The organism is Streptomyces sp. NPDC013157 (genome assembly GCF_042899865.1).
Taxonomy (GTDB): Bacteria; Actinomycetota; Actinomycetes; order Streptomycetales; family Streptomycetaceae; genus Streptomyces.
Genome location: NZ_JBIBAK010000001.1, coordinates 833,485 through 852,797, shown reverse-complemented (window position 1 = coordinate 852,797; position 19,313 = coordinate 833,485). Strand labels below are relative to the sequence as shown.

Genomic DNA, 19,313 nt, shown 5'->3' with positions numbered 1-19,313 from the left:
TCGGCACCGGAGTGGCGATGCAGCACGGCAAGTACCGGTTCATCGTGGGGTTTCTGGCGTTGCCCCTCGGACTGTACGCGCTCTTCGTGGTGTGGCCGTTCATCCAGTCCATCTACTACTCGTTCACGGACTGGACCGGCCTGAGCCCCGAATTCAAGATGGTCGGCCTGGACAATTACCGGAGGATGCTGCACGACGACGTCTTCTGGAAGTCCTTGCAGCACAGCTTGATGTTCGCGGTCGTGCTGCCGCTGGTGACGATCAGCCTGGCGCTGTTCTTCGCCTTCATGATCAACGTGGGCGGCCGGAGGAGGAAGGGCGGCCCGGTCATCTCGGGGGTCCGGGGCTCCTCCTTCTACAAGATCGTCTACTTCTTTCCGCAGGTGCTGTCGATCGCGATCGTCTCGCTGCTGTTCGCCTTCGCCTACAACCCCGACAGCGGCGCGATCAATTCACTGCTCCGCGGAATTGGTCTGGACAATATCCAGCCGCTCTGGCTGGGTGACCCGAGTCTCGCCCTGTGGTGCGTGATGGCCGTCCTGGTCTGGTCCACGGTCGGATTCTTCGTGGTCCTCTTCTCGGCGGGCATGGCGTCCATCCCCATGGACCTCTACGAGGCCGCCCTGCTCGACGGCGCCGGCCGCGCCACCACCTTCTTCCGCATCACCCTGCCGCTGCTGTGGGACACCGTGCAGTCCGGCTGGGTCTACATGGGCATCCTCGCGCTCGGCGCCGAGTCGTTCGCAGTCGTACAGATCATGACGACAGGACCGGGTGGGCCCGACTACTCGACGACCGTGATGGTCCTGTACGTGTACCAGAAGGCGTTCCGGGACGGTCAGGCCGCCTACGCCACCACCATCGGCGTCGCCCTGCTGGTCGTCACGCTCGCCTTCGCGGCGGTCGTGATGCGGCTGGGCCGTCGCGAGCGGCTGGAGTACTGAAGCGATGACGACGACCGAGACCGACGTCACTGTCACCGAGACCGAGCCCGCCGCGCCGAAGCCGCCCCGGCCGAAGCGGGAGGGCGGGGTCCTCAACGTCTTCTCCCACGGCATCCTGGTCATCTGGGCGGTCATGGTGGTCACGCCGCTGCTGTGGGCGGTGATGACGTCCTTCAAGGACGACCGGTCCATCTTCACCTCGCCGTGGGCGCTCCCGGACCGGCTGCACTTCGAGAACTGGGCGCGGGCCTGGACCGACGCCAACATGAGCGACTACTTCCTGAACACCGTCCTGGTGGTCGGCGGCTCGCTCATCGGCACCCTGGTCCTCGGCTCGATGGCCGCCTACGTCCTGGCCCGCTTCGACTTCCCCGGCAACCGCTTCATCTACTACCTCTTCATCGGCGGCATGAGCTTCCCGATCATGCTCGCGCTGGTCCCGCTGTTCTACGTCGTCAACAACCTGGGCCTGCTGAACACGATCCACGGCCTGATCCTGGTCTACATCGCGTACTCGCTGCCGTTCACGGTCTTCTTCCTCACGGCGTTCTTCCGCACGCTCCCCACCTCGGTGGCCGAGGCCGCCTTCGTCGACGGCGCCTCGCACACCCGCACGTTCTTCCAGATCATGCTGCCGATGGCGAAGCCCGGCCTGATCAGCGTCGGGATCTTCAACTTCCTCGGCCAGTGGAACCAGTACATGCTCCCGACGGTCCTCAACACGGACCCCGACAAACACGTCCTCACCCAGGGCCTGGTCCAGCTGGCGGTCAGCCAGGGCTACAAGGGCGACTGGTCCGGCCTCTTCGCCGGCCTGGTGATGGCGATGCTCCCGGTCCTTGCGGCGTACATCGTCTTCCAGCGCCAGGTGGTGGCAGGTCTGACGGCGGGTGCTTTGAAGTAACGAAGCGTTTGCGCTCCCAAAGGGGCGTGGGGCTGTATTCAATATGCGACTCCGTCGCGCGGGCGCGACCAGCCACGACCCACCCGGCCACGGACCCCCCTCCGCACCTGCTGACCAGTGGCCTAGACATGTCCGTCGCATGTCCCTCAGGCGACCTCCGAACCGCCAACGATTTCTGTCAAGGACTTGACGGCGGTAACCCGTTCAGCAGAGCTTGGAGTTCATAACTTGTAAGTGACCCGGTCTCAGTGAGGTGATCTGGGTCACGTTGGCGGCACCGTGGCCGCCTCCGATGGCGGGAGTGGATGGGTCGATGGAGACTCCGGGGTCGCAGTCGTCGCTGCACCGAGCCAACCTGGAACGTGTCGTACGGGCCGTACGCCTGGCCGGATCGCTCACGCAGGCGGAGATCGCGCGCACGACCGGCCTGTCGGCCGCGACGGTCTCCAACATCGTGCGCGAGCTCAAGGACGGCGGAACCGTCGAGGTCACGCCGACCTCCGCGGGCGGCCGCAGGGCCCGCAGCGTGAGTCTGAGCGGTGACGCCGGCATCGTCATAGGCGTCGACTTCGGCCACACCCACCTGCGCGTCGCGATCGGGAACCTCGCCCACCAGGTGCTGGCCGAGGAGTCCGAGCCCCTCGACGTGGACGCGTCGGCCAGCCAGGGCTTCGACAGGGCGGAGGAGCTGGTCAACCGCCTGATCGCGGCGACCGGCGTGGACCGCTCGAAGATCGCCGGCGTGGGTGTCGGCGTCCCCGGCCCGATCGACGTCGAGTCCGGCACCCTCGGCTCCAGCGCCATCCTGCCCGGCTGGATCGGCGCGAGACCCGCGGAGGAGCTCCGGCTCCGCCTCGGCGTCCCCGTGCACGTCGACAACGACGCCAACCTCGGCGCCCTCGGCGAGCTGGTCTGGGGCAGCGGCAAGGGCGTCCGCGATCTCGCGTACATCAAGGTCGCGAGCGGTGTCGGCGCCGGTCTGGTGATCAACGGGAAGATCTACCGGGGGCCCGGCGGCACGGCGGGCGAAATAGGACATATTACGCTCGACGAGTCCGGCCCGGTCTGCCGCTGCGGCAACCGCGGCTGCTTGGAGACCTTCGCGGCGGCCCGCTACGTGCTGCCGCTGCTCCAGCCCGGTCACGGCCCCGACCTGACCATGGAGGGCGTCGTGCGGCTGGCCCGGGACGGGGACCCGGGCTGCCGTCGCGTGATCGGCGACGTCGGCCGTCACGTCGGCAGCGGGGTGGCCAATCTCTGCAATCTGCTGAACCCGAGCCGGGTGGTCCTCGGCGGCGACCTCGCCGAGGCCGGAGAGCTGGTCCTGGGGCCCATCAGGGAGTCCGTGGGGCGCTATGCGATCCCCAGTGCCGCACGCCAGCTCTCGGTGCTTCCGGGGGCCCTCGGCGGTCGCGCGGAGGTGCTCGGAGCGCTTGCTCTCGCGCTCAGCGAGATGGGAGATTCGACACTTTTGGACGGCTCTGTGCCCGCTGTTGCACCTGTCTTCACTTAGAGAACGCATGGCGCCGTTGCCATCTCGTTAAGTATTTACTTCTTGACGTCGAACTTGCGGCCGAGTTGACTTCGAGCCACCTCGGCCGCAGCGTTGCGGCCCTGTCAGGGAGGCACCCCCAAATGAACGCAACGATGCGTAGAGTCGTGATCGGCACCGCCGCGGTTTCCATGGCGCTGTCCGTCGCCGCCTGTGGCAAGGCCGGCGACGACAAGAAGAGCGACTCGAGCAGCAGCAGCTCCTCCGGTGGCAAGACCATCGGCCTGCTGCTCCCCGACAGCGTGACCGCGCGCTACGAGAAGTTCGACCACCCGTACTTCGAGGCCCAGGTCAAGAAGCTGTGTGCCGACTGCACGGTCGACTACGCGAACGCCGCCGGTGACGCCGCCAAGCAGGCCCAGCAGGTCAGCACCATGGTGACCAAGGGCGTCAAGGTCATCGTGATCTCCGCCCAGGACTCTGCGGCCATCAAGTCCTCCATCGACGCCGCCGTGGCCAAGGGCGTCAAGGTCGTCGCGTACGACCGCCTCGCCCAGGGCAAGGTCTCGGCCTACGTCTCCTTCGACAACGTCAAGGTCGGCGAGCTCCAGGGCCAGGCCCTGCTGGACGCCCTCGGCTCCAAGGCGACCACCAAGTCCAAGATCGTCATGATCAACGGTGACGACGCCGACCCGAACGCCGGCCAGTTCAAGCAGGGTGCGCACAAGGCCCTCGACGGCAAGGTGAACATCGCCTACGAGCAGTCCGGCCTGTGGAAGGACACCGTCGCCGCGCAGAAGATGAAGGCGGCCATCACCCAGCTCGGTGCCAAGAACATCGCGGGCGTCTACTCCGCCAACGACGGCATGGCCGGTGGCATCGCCACCACCCTCAAGGGCGCCGGCATCAGCGGCATCCCGCTGACCGGTCAGGACGCGGAGCTCGCGGGCATCCAGCGCATCGTCGCCGGCACCCAGTCCTCCACCGTCTACAAGGCGTTCAAGCCGGAGGCCGACGCCGCCGCCACCATCGCCGTGGACCTGCTGCAGGGCAAGAGCATCGACTCGCTCGCCACCAGCACGCAGACCAGCGGCTCCGGCGACAAGGTGCCCTCGCAGCTGCTGACCCCGGTGTCGGTCACGAAGGCCAACATCAAGGACACGGTGATCAAGGACGGTCTGTACACCGTCTCGGACATCTGCACCAGCGAGTTCGCCAAGGCCTGCAAGGCCGCCGGTCTCCAGTAGTCCCGCTCCGGAGCCGCGAGGCTCCGGCCGCCAGCGCCCGGGTGGTCGCAGTACGACACCCGGGCCCCGGCCGCCCGACGCGCCGGCCCTTCCGCAAGGTGCCACGGCCGTCCGGCGGTCTCGCGAAACCCCTCCGACGCCCGCTCCGGCCTTCAAACCCCGCTGCCGGAGCGGGCGTCGGACGGACCCGTTGCCAAGCGCAGCGGATTCGCGCATGTTCATCTTGTAAACCGCGTGCGTACCCCGACGACAGTCCGAGGTACCGCACGACCCTCCGCGCCTGATCACCAAGCGCGGCATCCCCGCCGGTCAGGCGGCGAAGGAGATGGTTCACGTGTCCGCTACGCCCGTGCTGGCGTTGCGCGGAGTCTCCAAGCGATTCGGTGCGGTCCAGGCACTCACCGACGTCGATCTGGAGGTCCACGCCGGAGAAGTGGTCGCCCTGGTGGGCGACAACGGCGCAGGAAAGTCGACCCTGGTCAAGACGATCGCGGGTGTGCATCCCATCGATGAGGGCGTCATCGAGTGGGAGGGCAACTCCGTCAGCATCAACAAGCCGCACGACGCCCAGGGGCTGGGTGTCGCGACGGTCTACCAGGACCTCGCGCTCTGCGACAACCTCGACGTGGTGGGGAACCTCTTCCTCGGCCGTGAGCTGCTGCACCGCGGCGTCATCGACGAGGTGACGATGGAGAAGCAGGCCCGCGAGCTGCTGAGCACGCTCTCCATCCGCATCCCGAGCGTGCGCATCCCGATCGCCAGTCTCTCCGGCGGTCAGCGTCAGGTCGTGGCCATCGCCCGCGCCCTGATCGGCGACCCGAAGGTCGTCATCCTCGACGAGCCCACCGCCGCCCTCGGTGTCGAGCAGACCGCGCAGGTCCTCGACCTGGTCGAGCGGCTGCGCGAGCGCAACCTCGCCGTCATCCTCATCAGCCACAACATGGCCGACGTGAAGGCGGTCGCGGACACCGTCGCCGTGCTGCGGCTGGGCAAGAACAACGGTTTCTTCCCCGTGAAGAGCACCAGCCAGGAAGAGATCATCGCCGCGATCACGGGTGCCACGGACAACGCCGTGACCCGTCGTTCCGAGCGACGCACCACGGAGGCGGCAAAGTGAGCGAGACGTCGAACAAGACCGTGAAGGGCGACGAGTCGCCCGAGCTCGGCAAGACCGAGGCGGCGGCCGCGGCCCCGACCACGGTCGCCCCCGCCGACGACCCCACGGCCGCGCCGGTCACCGTCGTCGACCCGCGGCTGCTGGTCCGTGAGGAGGGCTTCAAGGGCTACCTCACGGAGTTCACCCGCCGGGTGAAGGGCGGCGAGCTGGGCTCGCTGCCGGTGGTCCTCGGCCTGATCATCATCTGGACCATCTTCCAGGTGAAGAACAGCCTGTTCCTCAGCGCGGACAACCTCTCCAACATCAGCTACTTCCTCTCGGCCACCGGCATGCTCGCCATCGGTCTGGTGTTCGTGCTGCTGCTCGGCGAGATCGACCTGTCCGTCGGCTCGGTGAGCGGTCTGGCCTCCACGGTGTTCGCCGTCTTCGTGGTCAACCACGGAATGAACCAGTGGCTGGCCCTGGTCCTGACGATCATCACGGGCATCGGCATCGGCGCGCTGCACGGCTGGTTCTTCGCCAAGATCGGCGTACCCGCGTTCGTGGTCACCCTGGCCGGCTTCCTCGGCTGGAACGGCCTGATGCTGTGGCTGCTGGGCGACAGCGGCACGATCAACATCCCGGCCGACAGCGGCCCGGTGCACATCCTCGGCCAGAGCTCCTTCTTCATGGACCAGGCCATCATCGGCGCCTACCTGCTGGCCGGCCTCGGCGTCGTCCTGTCCGCCCTGGGCCAGTTCAACGAGCAGCGCCGGCGCCGTGCGGCGGGTGTGCCGTTCCGGCCCACCAGCGAGATCCTCATCCGCGTCGCCCTGCTCGCGATCGCGTCCTTCGTGGCTGCGGCCGTGCTGAACAACGCGGCCGGTGTCTCCAACGCGCTGGTGATCTTCCTCGCGTCCCTGGTCATCGTCGACTTCGTGCTGCGCCGCACCACGTACGGCCGCAAGGTCTTCGCGGTCGGCGGCGGCATCGAGGCGGCCCGCCGTGCGGGTATCAGCGTGCCGATGGTCCGGATCACCGTGTTCGCGATCTCCGGCGGCTTCGCGGCGATCGGCGGTATGTTCTTCGCCGGCCAGACCGCGAGCGCGACGCTCAACGCCGGTGGCGGCAACACGCTGATGCTCGCCATCGCGGCGGCCGTCATCGGTGGTACGTCGCTGTTCGGTGGCCGCGGTACCGTCTGGTCCGCCCTTCTGGGCATGCTGGTCATCCAGTCCATCCAGACCGGCCTCGACCTGCTGAACATGAACACGTCGATCCAGTACATGATCACCGGTGGTGTTCTGCTGGGTGCGGTCGTCATCGACTCCGTCTCCCGCAAGAGCCAGAAGGCCGCGGGCCGCGGCTAGCGCCGTCGGGCGCGGGGCGCGCTGCCGGGTGCCGGTCCGTTGTGGCTGGTCGCGCAGTTCCTCCCCCGGCCTTCGGCCGGGGGGTACCCCCAGCGCCCCTAGGTAGGACTTGTGCCCGGTGCCTGGAAGGCACCGGGCACAGTCGTGTCATAGGTGGGGCTCATGATGGGTACAGCCGATCGCGTGACCCATGACCCAAGGGCCGGAGTCGTTCCGCCCGGGCGGAACATTAGACTCGACGAGCCCGGCAACAGCTCGATCAGCTCTACTGCAAGGAGGCACGGGTGCCGCTGCTGACCCGTATCAGGGGACCGCGCGATCTGGACCGGCTCAGCCCCGAGGAGCTGGTCCAGCTGGCAGAGGAGATCCGGAGCTTCCTCGTCGAAGCGGTCTCCAAGACCGGCGGACACCTCGGTCCCAACCTGGGCGTGGTCGAGCTCACCATCGCCCTGCACCGCGTCTTCGACTCCCCGAAGGACAAGGTGCTCTGGGACACCGGCCACCAGTCCTACGTGCACAAGCTGCTGACCGGCCGCCAGGACTTCTCGAAGCTGAAGCAGAAGGGCGGCCTGTCCGGCTACCCCTCGCAGGCCGAGTCCGAGCACGACGTCATCGAGAACAGCCACGCCTCCACCGTGCTCGGCTGGGCCGACGGCATCGCCAAGGCCAACCAGCTGCTCGAACGGGACAGCCACGTCGTCGCCGTGATCGGTGACGGCGCCCTGACCGGCGGCATGGCCTGGGAGGCGCTGAACAACATCGCCGACGCCAAGGACCGCCCGCTCGTCATCGTCGTCAACGACAACGAGCGCTCGTACGCCCCGACCATCGGAGGCCTCGCCAATCACCTGGCGACCCTGCGTACGACGGACGGGTACGAGCGGTTCCTGGCCCGCGGCAAGGACCTGCTGGAGCGCACGCCGGTCGTCGGCAGGCCGCTCTACGACACCCTGCACGGCGCCAAGAAGGGGCTGAAGGACTTCATCGCCCCGCAGGGCATGTTCGAGGACCTGGGCCTGAAGTACGTCGGCCCGATCGACGGCCACGACATGGAGGCCCTGGAGTCGGCCCTGGCGCGGGCCAAACGGTTCGGCGGCCCGGTGATCGTGCACTGCCTCACCGAGAAGGGCCGCGGCTACCAGCCCGCCCTCCAGGACGAGGCCGACCGCTTCCACGGCATCGGCCCCATCCACCCCGACACCGGCCTGCCGGTCAAGGCCTCCGGCGCCGACTGGACCTCGGTCTTCGGCGACGAGATGGTCGAGCTCGGCAAGGAGCGCGAGGACATCGTCGCCATCACGGCGGCCATGCTCCAGCCGGTCGGCCTGAAGAAGTTCGCGGACACCTTCCCCGACCGCATCTACGACGTCGGCATCGCCGAGCAGCACGGCGCCGTCTCCGCGGCGGGCCTCGCCACGGCCGGCCTGCACCCCGTCTTCGCCGTGTACGCCACCTTCCTCAACCGCGCCTTCGACCAGGTGCTGATGGACGTGGCCCTGCACCGGTGCGGGGTGACGTTCGTCCTGGACCGGGCCGGCGTCACCGGCACCGACGGCGCCTCCCACAACGGCATGTGGGACATGTCGATCCTCCAGGTGGTCCCCGGCCTCAGGCTCGCCGCCCCGCGCGACGCCGACCAGGTCCGGGCGCAGCTCCGCGAGGCCGTCGAGGTCGACGACGCCCCGACGGTCGTCCGCTTCTCGAAGGGCGCGGTCGGCCCCGCCGTGGCCGCCGTCGGCAGGGTCGGCGGCATGGACGTGCTGCGCGAGCCCGGCACCGACACCCCGGACGTGCTCCTGGTCTCCGTGGGCGCCCTCGCCCCCATGTGCCTGGAGATCGCCGCCCTCCTCGACAAGCAGGGCATCTCCACCACCGTGGTCGACCCGCGCTGGGTCAAGCCGGTCGACGAGGCGATGGCCCCGCTGGCCGAGCGCCACCGGGTGGTCGTCACGGTCGAGGACAACGTCCGCGTCGGCGGCGTGGGCTCCACCATCGCCCAGGCCCTGCGCGACGCGGGCGTCGACGTCCCCCTCCGCGACTTCGGCATCCCGCCCCGCTTCCTCGACCACGCGTCGAGGGCCGAGGTCATGGCGGAGATCGGCCTGACCGCCCCGGACATCGCCCGCCAGGTCACCGGCTTGGTCGCGAAGCTGGACGGCCAGCCGACGGATGTGACTTCGGTGGAACCGGCGAGGGATTGAATGTGAGGCGCCCCAGCTGAGGCGCCCCTTCAGGGGCGCTGGGGGTCCCCCCGGCCGAAGGCTGGGGGAGGAACTGCGCGACCAGCCACGGACGGTTCGCAGCCCCCGATGAAACCCGAACCACCCCGATGGGCCGGTCCCACCCCTCCGGTGGCGAGACCGGCCCATCTGCGTGAACCTGCCTTTGCCGGGCATACGCACCTCCGGCCGTCTCGGGAGGTAGGCACGTGAGCAGTACCCTCTTCAGGACCAAGAACGTCGAACAGTCCATCAAGGACACCGAGGAACCGGAGCACGCGCTCAAGAAGTCGCTGTCGGCCCTGGACCTCACGGTCTTCGGCGTGGGTGTCATCATCGGCACCGGCATCTTCGTCCTGACCGGCACGGCGGCCAAGAACACCGCAGGCCCCGCCGTCGCGCTCTCCTTCGTCGTGGCCGGCGTCGTCTGCGGCCTCGCCGCACTCTGCTACGCAGAGTTCGCCTCCACCGTCCCGGTGGCCGGCTCCGCGTACACCTTCTCGTACGCCTCCCTCGGCGAGTTCCCCGCGTGGATCATCGGCTGGGACCTGGTGCTGGAGCTGGCGCTGGGCACGGCGGTGGTCGCCGTCGGCTGGTCGGGGTACATCCACTCGCTGCTCGACAACGCCGGCTGGCATCTGCCGGCGTACCTCAGCGGCCGCGACGGCGCCCACGGCTTCGGCTTCGACATCCTCGCCGCCGCCCTGGTCCTCGTCCTCACCGCGATCCTCGTCGTCGGCATGAAGCTCTCCGCCCGGGTCACCTCGGTCGTCGTCGCCATCAAGGTGGCCGTCGTCCTGGTCGTCATCATCGCGGGCGCCTTCTTCATCCACAGCGGCAACTACAGCCCCTTCATCCCGCCCAAGGAGGCCGTGCCGGCCGGCGGCAACCTCAAGGCCCCGCTGATCCAGCTGATGTTCGGCTGGGCACCGTCCAACTTCGGCGTCATGGGCATCTTCACCGCCGCCTCCGTCGTCTTCTTCGCCTTCATCGGCTTCGACGTCGTCGCCACCGCCGCCGAGGAGACCCGCAACCCCCAGCGGGACGTGCCGCGCGGCATCATCGGCTCCCTGATCATCTGCACCCTGCTGTACGTCGCCGTGGCCGTCGTGGTGACCGGCATGCAGAAGTACCGCGAGCTGTCCGTGGACGCCCCGCTGGCCGACGCCTTCAAGGCCACCGGACACCCCTGGTTCGCCGGCCTGATCAGCTTCGGCGCCGCCGTCGGCCTGACCACCGTCTGCATGATCCTGCTGCTCGGCCAGTCCCGGGTGTTCTTCGCCATGAGCCGGGACGGCCTGCTGCCCCGCTTCTTCTCGCACACCCACCCGAGGTTCCGCACCCCGTACCGGCCGACCATCCTGCTCGGCGTCGTCATCGCGATCGTCGCCGGCTTCACCAGTCTCAGCGAACTCGCCGAACTCGTGAACATCGGCACGCTCTTCGCCTTCATCGTCGTCGCGATCAGCGTGATCATCCTGCGCAACACCCGGCCCGACCTGGAGCGGTCCTTCCGCACCCCCTGGGTGCCGGTGCTGCCGGTCGTGTCCGTGCTGGCCTCGCTGTGGCTGATGCTCAACCTGCCCGCCGAGACCTGGCTGCGGTTCGCCGTCTGGATGGTCATCGGCTTCGTCGTCTACTTCCTCTACGGCCGCTCGCACAGCCGCCTCGCCCAGGCCGAACGGACGCCCGCCGACACTCCGTGACCGGCACTCTCGCCACTTCGGCCCCGTATGTCCCGTCCGGATGGGACTGCGGGGCCGGATAGCGTGCTCCCCATGCTTCTCGCGCCCCTCGCCCCACCACGGTCCGCAGTCGCAGGGAAGGGGTACTGGACGCGGCTGCTGCCGCTGCTCGCCGTGCTGGCCTGCGTCACCAGGGTGCCCTCCTTCCTCCGGCCGCTGTGGAACCCGGACGAGGGCTTTCTCGCCGTACAGGCCCGCATGCTGGCGCGCGGCGGGCAGCTGTACGAGACGGTCGTGGACCGCAAGCCGCCGCTGCTGCCGTGGCTGTACGAGGGGACCTTCGCGGTCTTCGGGTCCGGGTCGCTCACCGCGGTCCGGGTCCTCGCCGTCTTGGCCCAGCTGACCACCGCCGCGCTGCTCGCCTCGCTCGCCCGGCGGCGCTGGGGCGACCGCGCGGGCCGTACCGCCGGGGCGCTGTACCTGCTGGTCTCGGTCGGGCTCAACCCCGAGGACGCGCAGGCGGCCACCTTCGAGGTGTTCATGCTGCCCTGCACGGCCGCCGCGATGTGGTGCGCCGACCGCCGCCGCTGGGCAGCGGCGGGGGCCGCCGTCGCGTGCGCCTTCCTCACCAAGCAGACCGGCGGGGCCGTCCTGCTGCCGGTGCTCTACCTCCTCAACCGGTACGGCGGTGCGCGCGCGGGCCTGCTCAGGCTGGCGGCCGGTGCCGCCCTGCCCGTGCTGGGCGCGGCCCTGGCCACGGACCCGGCCGGCTTCGCCTTCTGGACGGTCACCGGCTCCGGCGCCTACGCCTCCTTCACCGGCTCGGAACTCCACGTGCTGGTACGGGCGGTGGCCAACACCGCGATCCTCGGCGCGGCCTCGGCCGGCCTGCTCCCGCCCATCGCGCGGGCCCTGCGCATCGCCCGTACCGGCGCCGTCGACCTGTGGCTGTGGCTGGCCGCGTCGGCGGCCGCCGTCACCCTCGGCTTCCACTTCTTCGGCCACTACTTCCTGCAACTCACCCCGCCGCTCGCGCTGTTGGCCACGGCCGCGCTGCAGATCCTGCCCCGGGAACGGACCTCGGCCGCCGTCCTCGCCTCGGCCTGCGCCTGCACCCTGTTCCTGACCTGGGGCGTCCTGGCCCCCCGCCCCGAACTCGCGCACGCCCAGAGGCTGGCGCTCGCCCTCGACCGCCGTACCGCGCCCGGCGACCGGGTCCTGGTCTGGGGCATACACCCGGAGACGTACTGGCTCGCCGACCGCACCCCCGCCACCCGCTACCTCACCGCCGGCCTCCTCACCAACTTCAGCGGCGGCCGGGACGGCCCGCAGGTGGGCGAGAAGTACGCCGTCGCCGGCACCTGGCCCGTCTTCCGCGCGGAACTGGCCGACCGGGCACCGGCCCTGGTGATCGACGACTCCCGCGGCAAGCCGTACGGCCCCGACCGCGTCCCCGGCCTGCGCAGACTGCTCGCGGCCGGGTACGAACAGGCGGGCGAGGTGGACGGGGCGGTGCTGTACGTCAGGGCGCCGAGTGCCCCGTAAGGGGCGCTGGGGGTACCCCCGGCCGAAGGCTGGGGGAGGAACTGCGCGACCCGCCACGACGGCGCCGCAGTCGACAGCCGGCCTGTCGCGGCGCTTCCAGCGGAGCGCCTAGTGCAGCAGGGCGCTCGGGCCGATCACCTCGGCGCCCAACTCGGTGACCCGGCTGCGCAGTTCGCGGTCGGCGGTGATGACGAGCCGGGGCCGGCCGGGGTCCTCGGCGGCCAGTTCCACGATCAGGTCGTCGCCGCTGCCGGGTGCCGACTCCACCCGTACCCCGGGCACCGAGGCCACCCCGCGGGCCGCACCCTCCACGACGAGCACCAGCTCCACCGGCGTCGGGCGGCCGGGCAGCCCCCGCTCGGCGAGCCGGTCGCGCAGCCGTTCGGCGGCTCCCTTGCGGTCCCGCCACCAGCCGTCCGGCCGCGACCCGACGACGTTCGCGCCGTCGACGATCACCAGCAGGGGAGCTTCGTCTTCCATGCCCCAAGCCTCGCACGCCAGGGGCCGCCCCACTGCCGCGAACGGCCCCGCTTAGAGTGAAGCGGTGAACGGCGACTGGCTCCTCCGCGGCCGTGACGGCCGGCTCAGTGTCTATCTGCCGTCCGGCGACGCCGTGCTGTGCCGGGCGGAACGCGGACCCGGCGCGCCCTGGGGCACGCCCCGGAAAGTGGGCGGCGACCAGCGGCTGCACCCGGGCTTCGCGGTGGGACAGGGCGTCGACGGGTACGCCCATCTGGTCGCCTGGCGGCCCACCGTGAACGGCGAGTCGGGGCTCGTCCACTCCACCCACTTCCGGCCGCGTCTGGCCGCCCTGGACTGGCAGTCGATCGGCCACCCGAGCAAGAGGGGGGAGGCGACCGGGGCACCGGCCGTCGCCGTGGACGCGGAGGGGCGAGCCCATGTCTTCGTCCGCAACCGGGGGCGCGGGGTGAGCATGGTCGCGCAGAAGGAGAAGGGCGGCTGGGAGCCGTGGCGGGACCTGAAGGGGCGGCTGGTCGAGGACGGGCTCGCCGCGGTGACCGGCGAGTCGGGGCGCGTCGAGGTGTACGCGGCCGTGCCCGGCGGGATCGTCTACTGGCGTCAGGAGGAGGCCGGTAAGCCGCCCGTGCAGCTGGAGGCGCTGGAGGCCCCGGTCCGCCCGGGGACCCTCACCGCCCTCGCCACCTCGGCCGGGAGCACGACCCTCTTCTACACCGACGAGTCCGGTGACCTGTGCGCCTGGCGTCCGGGCGGCAAGCCGTACGCCCTGCTGGCCTCCGCCGGGCCCGGCCCGGTCGCCGCGGTCCGCTGCGAACTCGACGGGTACGACTGCACCCTGCTCGCCCAGCGCTCGGCGAGCGGCCGGGTGGCCTTCGCCGCGTATCCGACCCAGGACGAGCGGGCCGGCGCCTGGTGGACCGAGTCGGGACCGCAACTCCCGGCCGACGCCCGGGTGGCCCTGACCACGGACGCGGAGGGCCGGGTGACCGCGACGAGCCTGTCCCCGTCCACCGGCCAGCTCCTCCTCACCCGCCGCAAGGACGAGCCCGGGCTGGCCCTTGAGGCCTGGCGCGAGGTCTGACCTCCGTACGGCACGTGAAAAGGGGCCCTCCGCGCGGTGCGGAGGGCCCCTCTCGTACTGCTGTGGCCGTTACGCCGGGACCGAAGCCACGCCCGGGGCCAGGAACTTCTTGCCGTTCACGCGCTCCGAGACGCCCTCGCGGTCCAGGTACGGCGTGATGCCGCCCAGGTGGAAGGGCCAGCCGGCGCCCGTGATCAGGCAGAGGTCGATGTCCTGCGCCTCGGCGACGACACCCTCGTCGAGCATGAGCCCGATCTCCTGGGCGACGGCGTCCAGGACACGGTCGCGGACCTGCTCCTCGGTGAGGACGACGTCGCCCTGCTTGAGCAGCGCGGCGACCTCGGGGTCGAGCTCCGGCTTCCCGCTGTCGTAGACGTAGAAGCCGCGCTTGCCCGCCTTGACGACGGCCGCGAGGTTCGGGGAGACCGTGAAACGGTCCGGGAAGGCCCGGTTGAGGGTCTCCGAGACGTGCAGGCCGATGGCGGGACCGACCAGCTCCAGGAGCACCAGCGGCGACATCGGCAGGCCCAGCGGCTCGACCGCCTTCTCCGCGACCTCGACCGGGGTGCCCTCGTCGATGACGTTCTGGATCTCGCCCATGAAGCGGGTGAGGATGCGGTTCACGACGAACGCCGGGGCGTCCTTGACCAGAACCGCGGTCTTCTTCAGCTTCTTGGCGACGGCGAAGGCCGTGGCCAGCGAGGCGTCGTCGGTCTGCTCGCCGCGCACGATCTCAAGGAGCGGCAGGATCGCGACCGGGTTGAAGAAGTGGAAGCCCACGACCCGCTCGGGGTTCTTGAGCTTCGACGCCATCTCGGTCACCGACAGCGAGGAGGTGTTCGTCGCCAGGATCGCGTGCGCCGGGGCGACCGCCTCGACCTCCGCGAACACCTGCTGCTTGACACCGATCTCCTCGAACACCGCTTCGATGATGAAGTCGGCGTCGGAGAAGCCCTCGGCCTTGTCCAGCACACCGGTGACCAGGGCCTTGAGGCGGTTGGCCTTGTCCTGGTTGATCCGGCCCTTGCCGAGCAGCTTCTCGATCTCGGCGTGGACGTAGCCCACACCCTTGTCGACGCGCTCCTGGTCGATGTCGGTCAGTACGACCGGCACCTCCAGGCGGCGCAGGAAGAGGAGCGCGAGCTGCGAGGCCATGAGACCCGCGCCCACGACGCCCACCTTGGTGACCGGACGCGCCAGGTTCTTGTCCGGGGCACCCGCCGGGCGCTTGCCGCGCTTCTGCACCAGGTTGAACGCGTAGATGCCGGCGCGCAGTTCGCCACCCATGATCAGGTCGGCGAGGGCCAGGTCCTCGGCGTCGTACCCCTGCTGGAGGTCGCCGTTCTTGGCGGCGGCGATGATGTCCAGGGCGCGGTAGGCGGCCGGGGCGGCGCTGTGCACCTTGGAGTCCGCGATGAACCGGCCGCGCGCGACGGCCTGGTCCCAGGCCTCGCCGCGGTCGATCACGGGACGCTCGACCTCGATGTCGCCCTTCAGTACCTGGGCGGTCCAGATCAGCGACTGCTCAAGGAAGTCGGCGCCCTCGAAGAGGGCGTCGGCGATGCCGAGGCCGAAGACCTGCTCGCCCTTGAGCTGCTTGTTCTGGTTGAGGCTGTTCTCGATGATCACCGAGACGGCCTTGTCGGCGCCGATCAGGTTCGGCAGCAGCGCGCAGCCGCCCCAGCCCGGGACCAGACCGAGGAAGACCTCGGGCAGCGAGAACGCCGGGATGGCCTTCGAGACGGTCCGGTACGTGCAGTGCAGACCGACCTCGACGCCACCGCCCATGGCGGCACCGTTGTAGTACGCGAAGGTCGGCACCGCGAGACCCGCGAGGCGCTTGAAGACCTCGTGGCCGCCCTTGCCGATGGCGAGCGCGTGCTCGTGCTCCTTGAGGAGCTCGACACCCTTGAGGTCGGCGCCGACCGCGAAGATGAACGGCTTGCCGGTGATGCCGACACCGACGATCGTGCCGTCGGCGGCCTCCTTCTCGACCTGGTCGACGGCGGTGTTGAGGTTCGCCAGCGAGGCCGGGCCGAAGGTGGTCGGCTTGGTGTGGTCGAGGCCGTTGTCCAGGGTGATCAGCGCGAAGCGGCCCGCCCCGAACGGCAGGTCGAAGTGGCGTACGTGCGCCGACGTCACGACCTCGTCGGGGAACAGGTCCGAGGCCTGCTTCAGAAGCTCGGCGGTGGTGCTCACTTGTCCCCCTCGAAGTGCGGGTTCTCCCAGATGACCGTCGCGCCCATGCCGAAGCCGACGCACATGGTGGTCAGGCCGTAGCGGACGTTCGGCTGCTCCTCGAACTGGCGGGCCAGCTGCGTCATCAGACGCACGCCGGAGGAGGCCAGCGGGTGACCGAAGGCGATGGCGCCGCCGTACTGGTTGACGCGCTCGTCGTCGTCCGCGATGCCGTAGTGGTCGAGGAAGGCCAGCACCTGCACGGCGAAGGCCTCGTTGATCTCGAACAGACCGATGTCGGAGATGCTCAGCCCGGCCTGGGCGAGCGCCTTCTCCGTGGCCGGGATCGGGCCGTAGCCCATGACCTCGGGCTCGACACCCGCGAAGGCGTACGACACGAGGCGCATCTTCACCGGCAGGTTGTTCTCGCGGGCGAAGTCCTCGGAGGCGATGATCGAGGCGGTCGCACCGTCGTTCAGACCGGCCGCGTTACCGGCGGTGACCCGCCCGTGCACGCGGAACGGCGTCTTCAGACCCGACAGGTTCTCCAGGGTGGTCCCCGGCCGCATCGGCTCGTCGGCGGTGACGAGTCCCCAACCGGTCTCGCCGCCCTCCGGGTTGGTCCGGCGTACCGAGATCGGCACCAGGTCGGCCTGGATCTTGCCGTTGGCGTACGCCTTGGCGGCCTTCTCCTGCGAGCGCACCGCGTACTCGTCCGCGCGAAGCTTGGTGATCTGCGGGTAGCGGTCGTGCAGGTTCTCGGCGGTCATGCCCATGAACAGCGCCGACTCGTCGACCAGCTTCTCGCTGACGAACCGCGGGTTCGGGTCGACGCCCTCGCCCATCGGGTGGCGGCCCATGTGCTCGACACCGCCGGCGATGGCGACGTCGTACGCGCCGAAGGCGACGGAACCGGCGACCGTGGTGACGGCGGTCAGGGCGCCGGCGCACATGCGGTCGATGGAGTAACCGGGCACGGAGGTCGGCAGGCCCGCGAGAATGCCCGCGGTACGGCCGATGGTCAGACCCTGGTCACCGATCTGCGTGGTCGCGGCGACGGCGACCTCGTCGATCTTCTTGGTGTCCAGACCGGGGTTGCGGCGCAGCAGCTCCCGGATCGCCTTCACGACGAGGTCGTCGGCACGGGTCTCGTGGTAGATGCCCTTCGGGCCCGCCTTGCCGAACGGGGTACGGACGCCGTCGACGAAGACGACATCCCTGACGGTACGAGGCACGATTGGCTCTCCTCCAGGGTGCGGGATGGCACTGCTGCGATGCGCTGAGCACGCGCTCAGGCCCATGCTACTTATGAGTAACGTGACTGCCCAGTCCTGGAGGGTGGAGCGGCGAACGTCACATGGGAAGGTGCCTGCGCTGCAGCGCCCCGCCAGGGGCGCTGGGGGTACCCCCGGCCGAAGGCTGGGGAGGAACTGCGCGACCAGCCCCATCGGACCCGCGGACTCGTACGGCGCGCATCACCGGGGCGGCGAACGGACGCCGCGCGGACGGCGCCGTTCGCGGTGTGCCCAGCTCGAAGATGCGGGCGTTGCCCGTCAACAGCCGCCGGGTGCCGGCGGGGCGGGGCCGGGGCGCGGATGACGTGAGCACAGGGGTTCCTCTCGGGTGGTGGGGTACGCGGGCGGACGGCCGCCGGGTCATGGACGGTCCCGGATGAAGGGGACGGTGGGAGGGGGCCGGAGGTCAGGCACGCCGACGGCCCGTGTCATGACGGGCGCCGCGAGTGCGCAGATCAGCAGTGGCCCACGGCCGGCCGTGTCGTCGTCGCGGTACGCGAGCCGGACGGTGGCCGGGCCGCACACCACGCCGAGCGCGTCGAGCACCCGGATCGTGTAGCCCGTCAGGGCCGGCACCGACGGGCTGCCCGGCGCGCGCGGTCCGGCAGGGTCGTCCGCCCGCAGCCCGGTGACCACGTGCTGGGGCCGCCCGTCCGGGCCGGGGCGGGTGACGGTGTCGACCGTGTACCGGCGGCGCCCGGGCAGTTCGGTCAGCACCAGGTGCGGGCTGCCCGAGTGCCGGGCGGCCGCGTGCCACAGCGCCGGCCAGGCCGCGCCGATCCCGCCTTCGTCCGCGCATTCCACCGCGTCGACCGGGGTTCCGGCGGCCGCCGGGGCGAGCAGGTAGCCGGCCGCGGGGTGCGACCGCGCCCAGGCCACGGCGTCGGCCGGGCGCGCGGTACGGATGCCCCGCGGCGCCGGGATCCCCAGCCGGGCCAGCCGGTCCGCCTGGGCGCCGCGGTCGTATCTCAGCGGCGAGTTCGCGGGATCGGCTCCGGGGAGACCGAGCTGCCAGGCGATCCGCTCGGCCAGTTCGATGCCCCCGGTCCCGCCCGCGACGACGGCGGACACCCCGAGCGCCCGCAGCGCCTTGACCGTCTGCCGCAGTCCCCGGTGCACGACCGTGTCGCCGTACCCGGCGGGCAGCGTCGCGTTCCGGTACGCAGGCGGCCGCAGCCGGTGCTCCGGAAGGACGGCCACGGCCGGCCGGTCGGGCCCCGCGAAGGCCCGGGGACACGGTCCCCCTCCCTCGTACGGGGCGACCACCGCGACGGTGCCGGCGGCGGGATCGGTCCGTGACACGGCCGCGACGACGGAGGGGACGGTGGTCATGGCTGCGGACTCCCCAGCGGGTGTGGGCGGGGGCGGGGCCACGGTTCGGCTCGCCGCTCGGCCGGTGAAAGTGTCTGAAAGGGCACTGCCGTACCGAGTCCGGCCGACTGCCCCGGCCCTGTGTCGCCAGGCCTGTTTGGACCAAGTGGTCTCTTCCGCGCTGCTTCCCCTTTGTTCCGGCGGAACGGTGCGTCGGTTCCATGAACTGCCCGGAAACTTACCGGATGTGAGGGGCCGTTGTTCGGGCCGGATGGCCGGCTGGGTGCTCACGGCAGCCAAGGAGCGTTACCCAAAGAGGAGTTATGTCCATGTTGCCGTGGTGGTCTCCCGGCTAGAAGGGACTACTCGGTCTGTTATGACTCGCCAAGTCTGGAACTCTGGCATGGTGACGTCAAGCGAGGAGCGGGCGCGGGCGGTGTCCACCGCTCCACGGGCGGGGCGCGGG

Annotated in this window: 14 protein-coding genes; 10 read left to right on the top strand and 4 right to left on the bottom strand. The window is 70.2% G+C overall.

Annotation, left to right across the window (positions count from 1 at the left end):
- The first annotated feature begins 17 nt into the window (after nucleotides 1–17).
- From ACFY6U_RS03820 to ACFY6U_RS03780, 9 genes are all read left to right on the top strand, one after another.
- Nucleotides 18–944 (top strand): carbohydrate ABC transporter permease, encoded by a 927-nt coding sequence (locus tag ACFY6U_RS03820; protein WP_390034913.1) that lies wholly within the window; start codon nucleotides 18–20, stop codon nucleotides 942–944.
- Between the two features lie 4 nt (nucleotides 945–948).
- On the top strand, nucleotides 949–1,848 hold the full coding sequence (locus ACFY6U_RS03815; RefSeq protein ID WP_390034912.1) for a carbohydrate ABC transporter permease: 900 nt from the start codon (nucleotides 949–951) through the stop codon (nucleotides 1,846–1,848).
- 313 nt (nucleotides 1,849–2,161) lie between these two features.
- Nucleotides 2,162–3,361, top strand: coding sequence for an ROK family transcriptional regulator (locus ACFY6U_RS03810; protein ID WP_390034911.1), 1,200 nt, complete (start codon nucleotides 2,162–2,164; stop codon nucleotides 3,359–3,361).
- A gap of 134 nt (nucleotides 3,362–3,495) precedes the next feature.
- Entirely contained in the window at nucleotides 3,496–4,587 is a 1,092-nt protein-coding gene (locus tag ACFY6U_RS03805) for a sugar ABC transporter substrate-binding protein (protein ID WP_390034910.1), read from the top strand.
- 325 nt (nucleotides 4,588–4,912) lie between these two features.
- Nucleotides 4,913–5,704, top strand: a complete 792-nt coding sequence (locus ACFY6U_RS03800) for an ATP-binding cassette domain-containing protein (RefSeq protein WP_093498532.1) — start codon at nucleotides 4,913–4,915, stop codon at nucleotides 5,702–5,704.
- Nucleotides 5,701–7,053, top strand: coding sequence for a sugar ABC transporter permease (locus ACFY6U_RS03795; RefSeq protein ID WP_390034909.1), 1,353 nt, complete (start codon nucleotides 5,701–5,703; stop codon nucleotides 7,051–7,053). Before ACFY6U_RS03800 ends, ACFY6U_RS03795 begins: the two co-directional genes overlap by 4 nt.
- Before the next feature lie 284 nt (nucleotides 7,054–7,337).
- Nucleotides 7,338–9,254: a 1-deoxy-D-xylulose-5-phosphate synthase gene (dxs, locus tag ACFY6U_RS03790; RefSeq protein WP_390034908.1), complete on the top strand. Its 1,917-nt coding sequence runs from the start codon at nucleotides 7,338–7,340 to the stop codon at nucleotides 9,252–9,254.
- Between the two features lie 227 nt (nucleotides 9,255–9,481).
- On the top strand, nucleotides 9,482–10,978 hold the full coding sequence (locus tag ACFY6U_RS03785; protein ID WP_390034907.1) for an amino acid permease: 1,497 nt from the start codon (nucleotides 9,482–9,484) through the stop codon (nucleotides 10,976–10,978).
- 72 nt (nucleotides 10,979–11,050) lie between these two features.
- Nucleotides 11,051–12,502 (top strand): ArnT family glycosyltransferase, encoded by a 1,452-nt coding sequence (locus ACFY6U_RS03780; protein ID WP_390034906.1) that lies wholly within the window; start codon nucleotides 11,051–11,053, stop codon nucleotides 12,500–12,502.
- 108 nt (nucleotides 12,503–12,610) lie between these two features.
- Here the strand turns inward: ACFY6U_RS03780 and ACFY6U_RS03775 are convergent, their stop codons facing one another.
- Nucleotides 12,611–12,982: an NTP pyrophosphohydrolase gene (locus tag ACFY6U_RS03775; RefSeq protein WP_390034905.1), complete on the bottom strand. Its 372-nt coding sequence runs from the start codon at nucleotides 12,980–12,982 to the stop codon at nucleotides 12,611–12,613.
- A 64-nt stretch (nucleotides 12,983–13,046) separates the two neighbouring features.
- On the opposite strand from ACFY6U_RS03775, the gene ACFY6U_RS03770 reads away from it, so the two are divergent.
- Nucleotides 13,047–14,063, top strand: a complete 1,017-nt coding sequence (locus ACFY6U_RS03770) for a hypothetical protein (protein WP_390034904.1) — start codon at nucleotides 13,047–13,049, stop codon at nucleotides 14,061–14,063.
- Between the two features lie 69 nt (nucleotides 14,064–14,132).
- On the opposite strand, the gene ACFY6U_RS03765 is transcribed toward ACFY6U_RS03770, so the two are convergent.
- The 3 genes from ACFY6U_RS03765 to ACFY6U_RS03755 form a co-directional block, all read right to left on the bottom strand.
- Nucleotides 14,133–16,262 (bottom strand): 3-hydroxyacyl-CoA dehydrogenase NAD-binding domain-containing protein, encoded by a 2,130-nt coding sequence (locus ACFY6U_RS03765; protein ID WP_390034903.1) that lies wholly within the window; start codon nucleotides 16,260–16,262, stop codon nucleotides 14,133–14,135.
- Nucleotides 16,259–17,476 (bottom strand): acetyl-CoA C-acyltransferase, encoded by a 1,218-nt coding sequence (locus ACFY6U_RS03760; RefSeq protein ID WP_352359847.1) that lies wholly within the window; start codon nucleotides 17,474–17,476, stop codon nucleotides 16,259–16,261. The genes ACFY6U_RS03765 and ACFY6U_RS03760 overlap by 4 nt, the downstream gene beginning before the upstream one ends.
- 420 nt (nucleotides 17,477–17,896) lie before the next feature.
- The gene (locus ACFY6U_RS03755) at nucleotides 17,897–18,868 is read right to left on the bottom strand and encodes a hypothetical protein (protein WP_390034902.1); all 972 of its coding nucleotides are present in this window, start codon (nucleotides 18,866–18,868) and stop codon (nucleotides 17,897–17,899) included.
- Nucleotides 18,869–19,313: the final 445 nt, after the last annotated feature.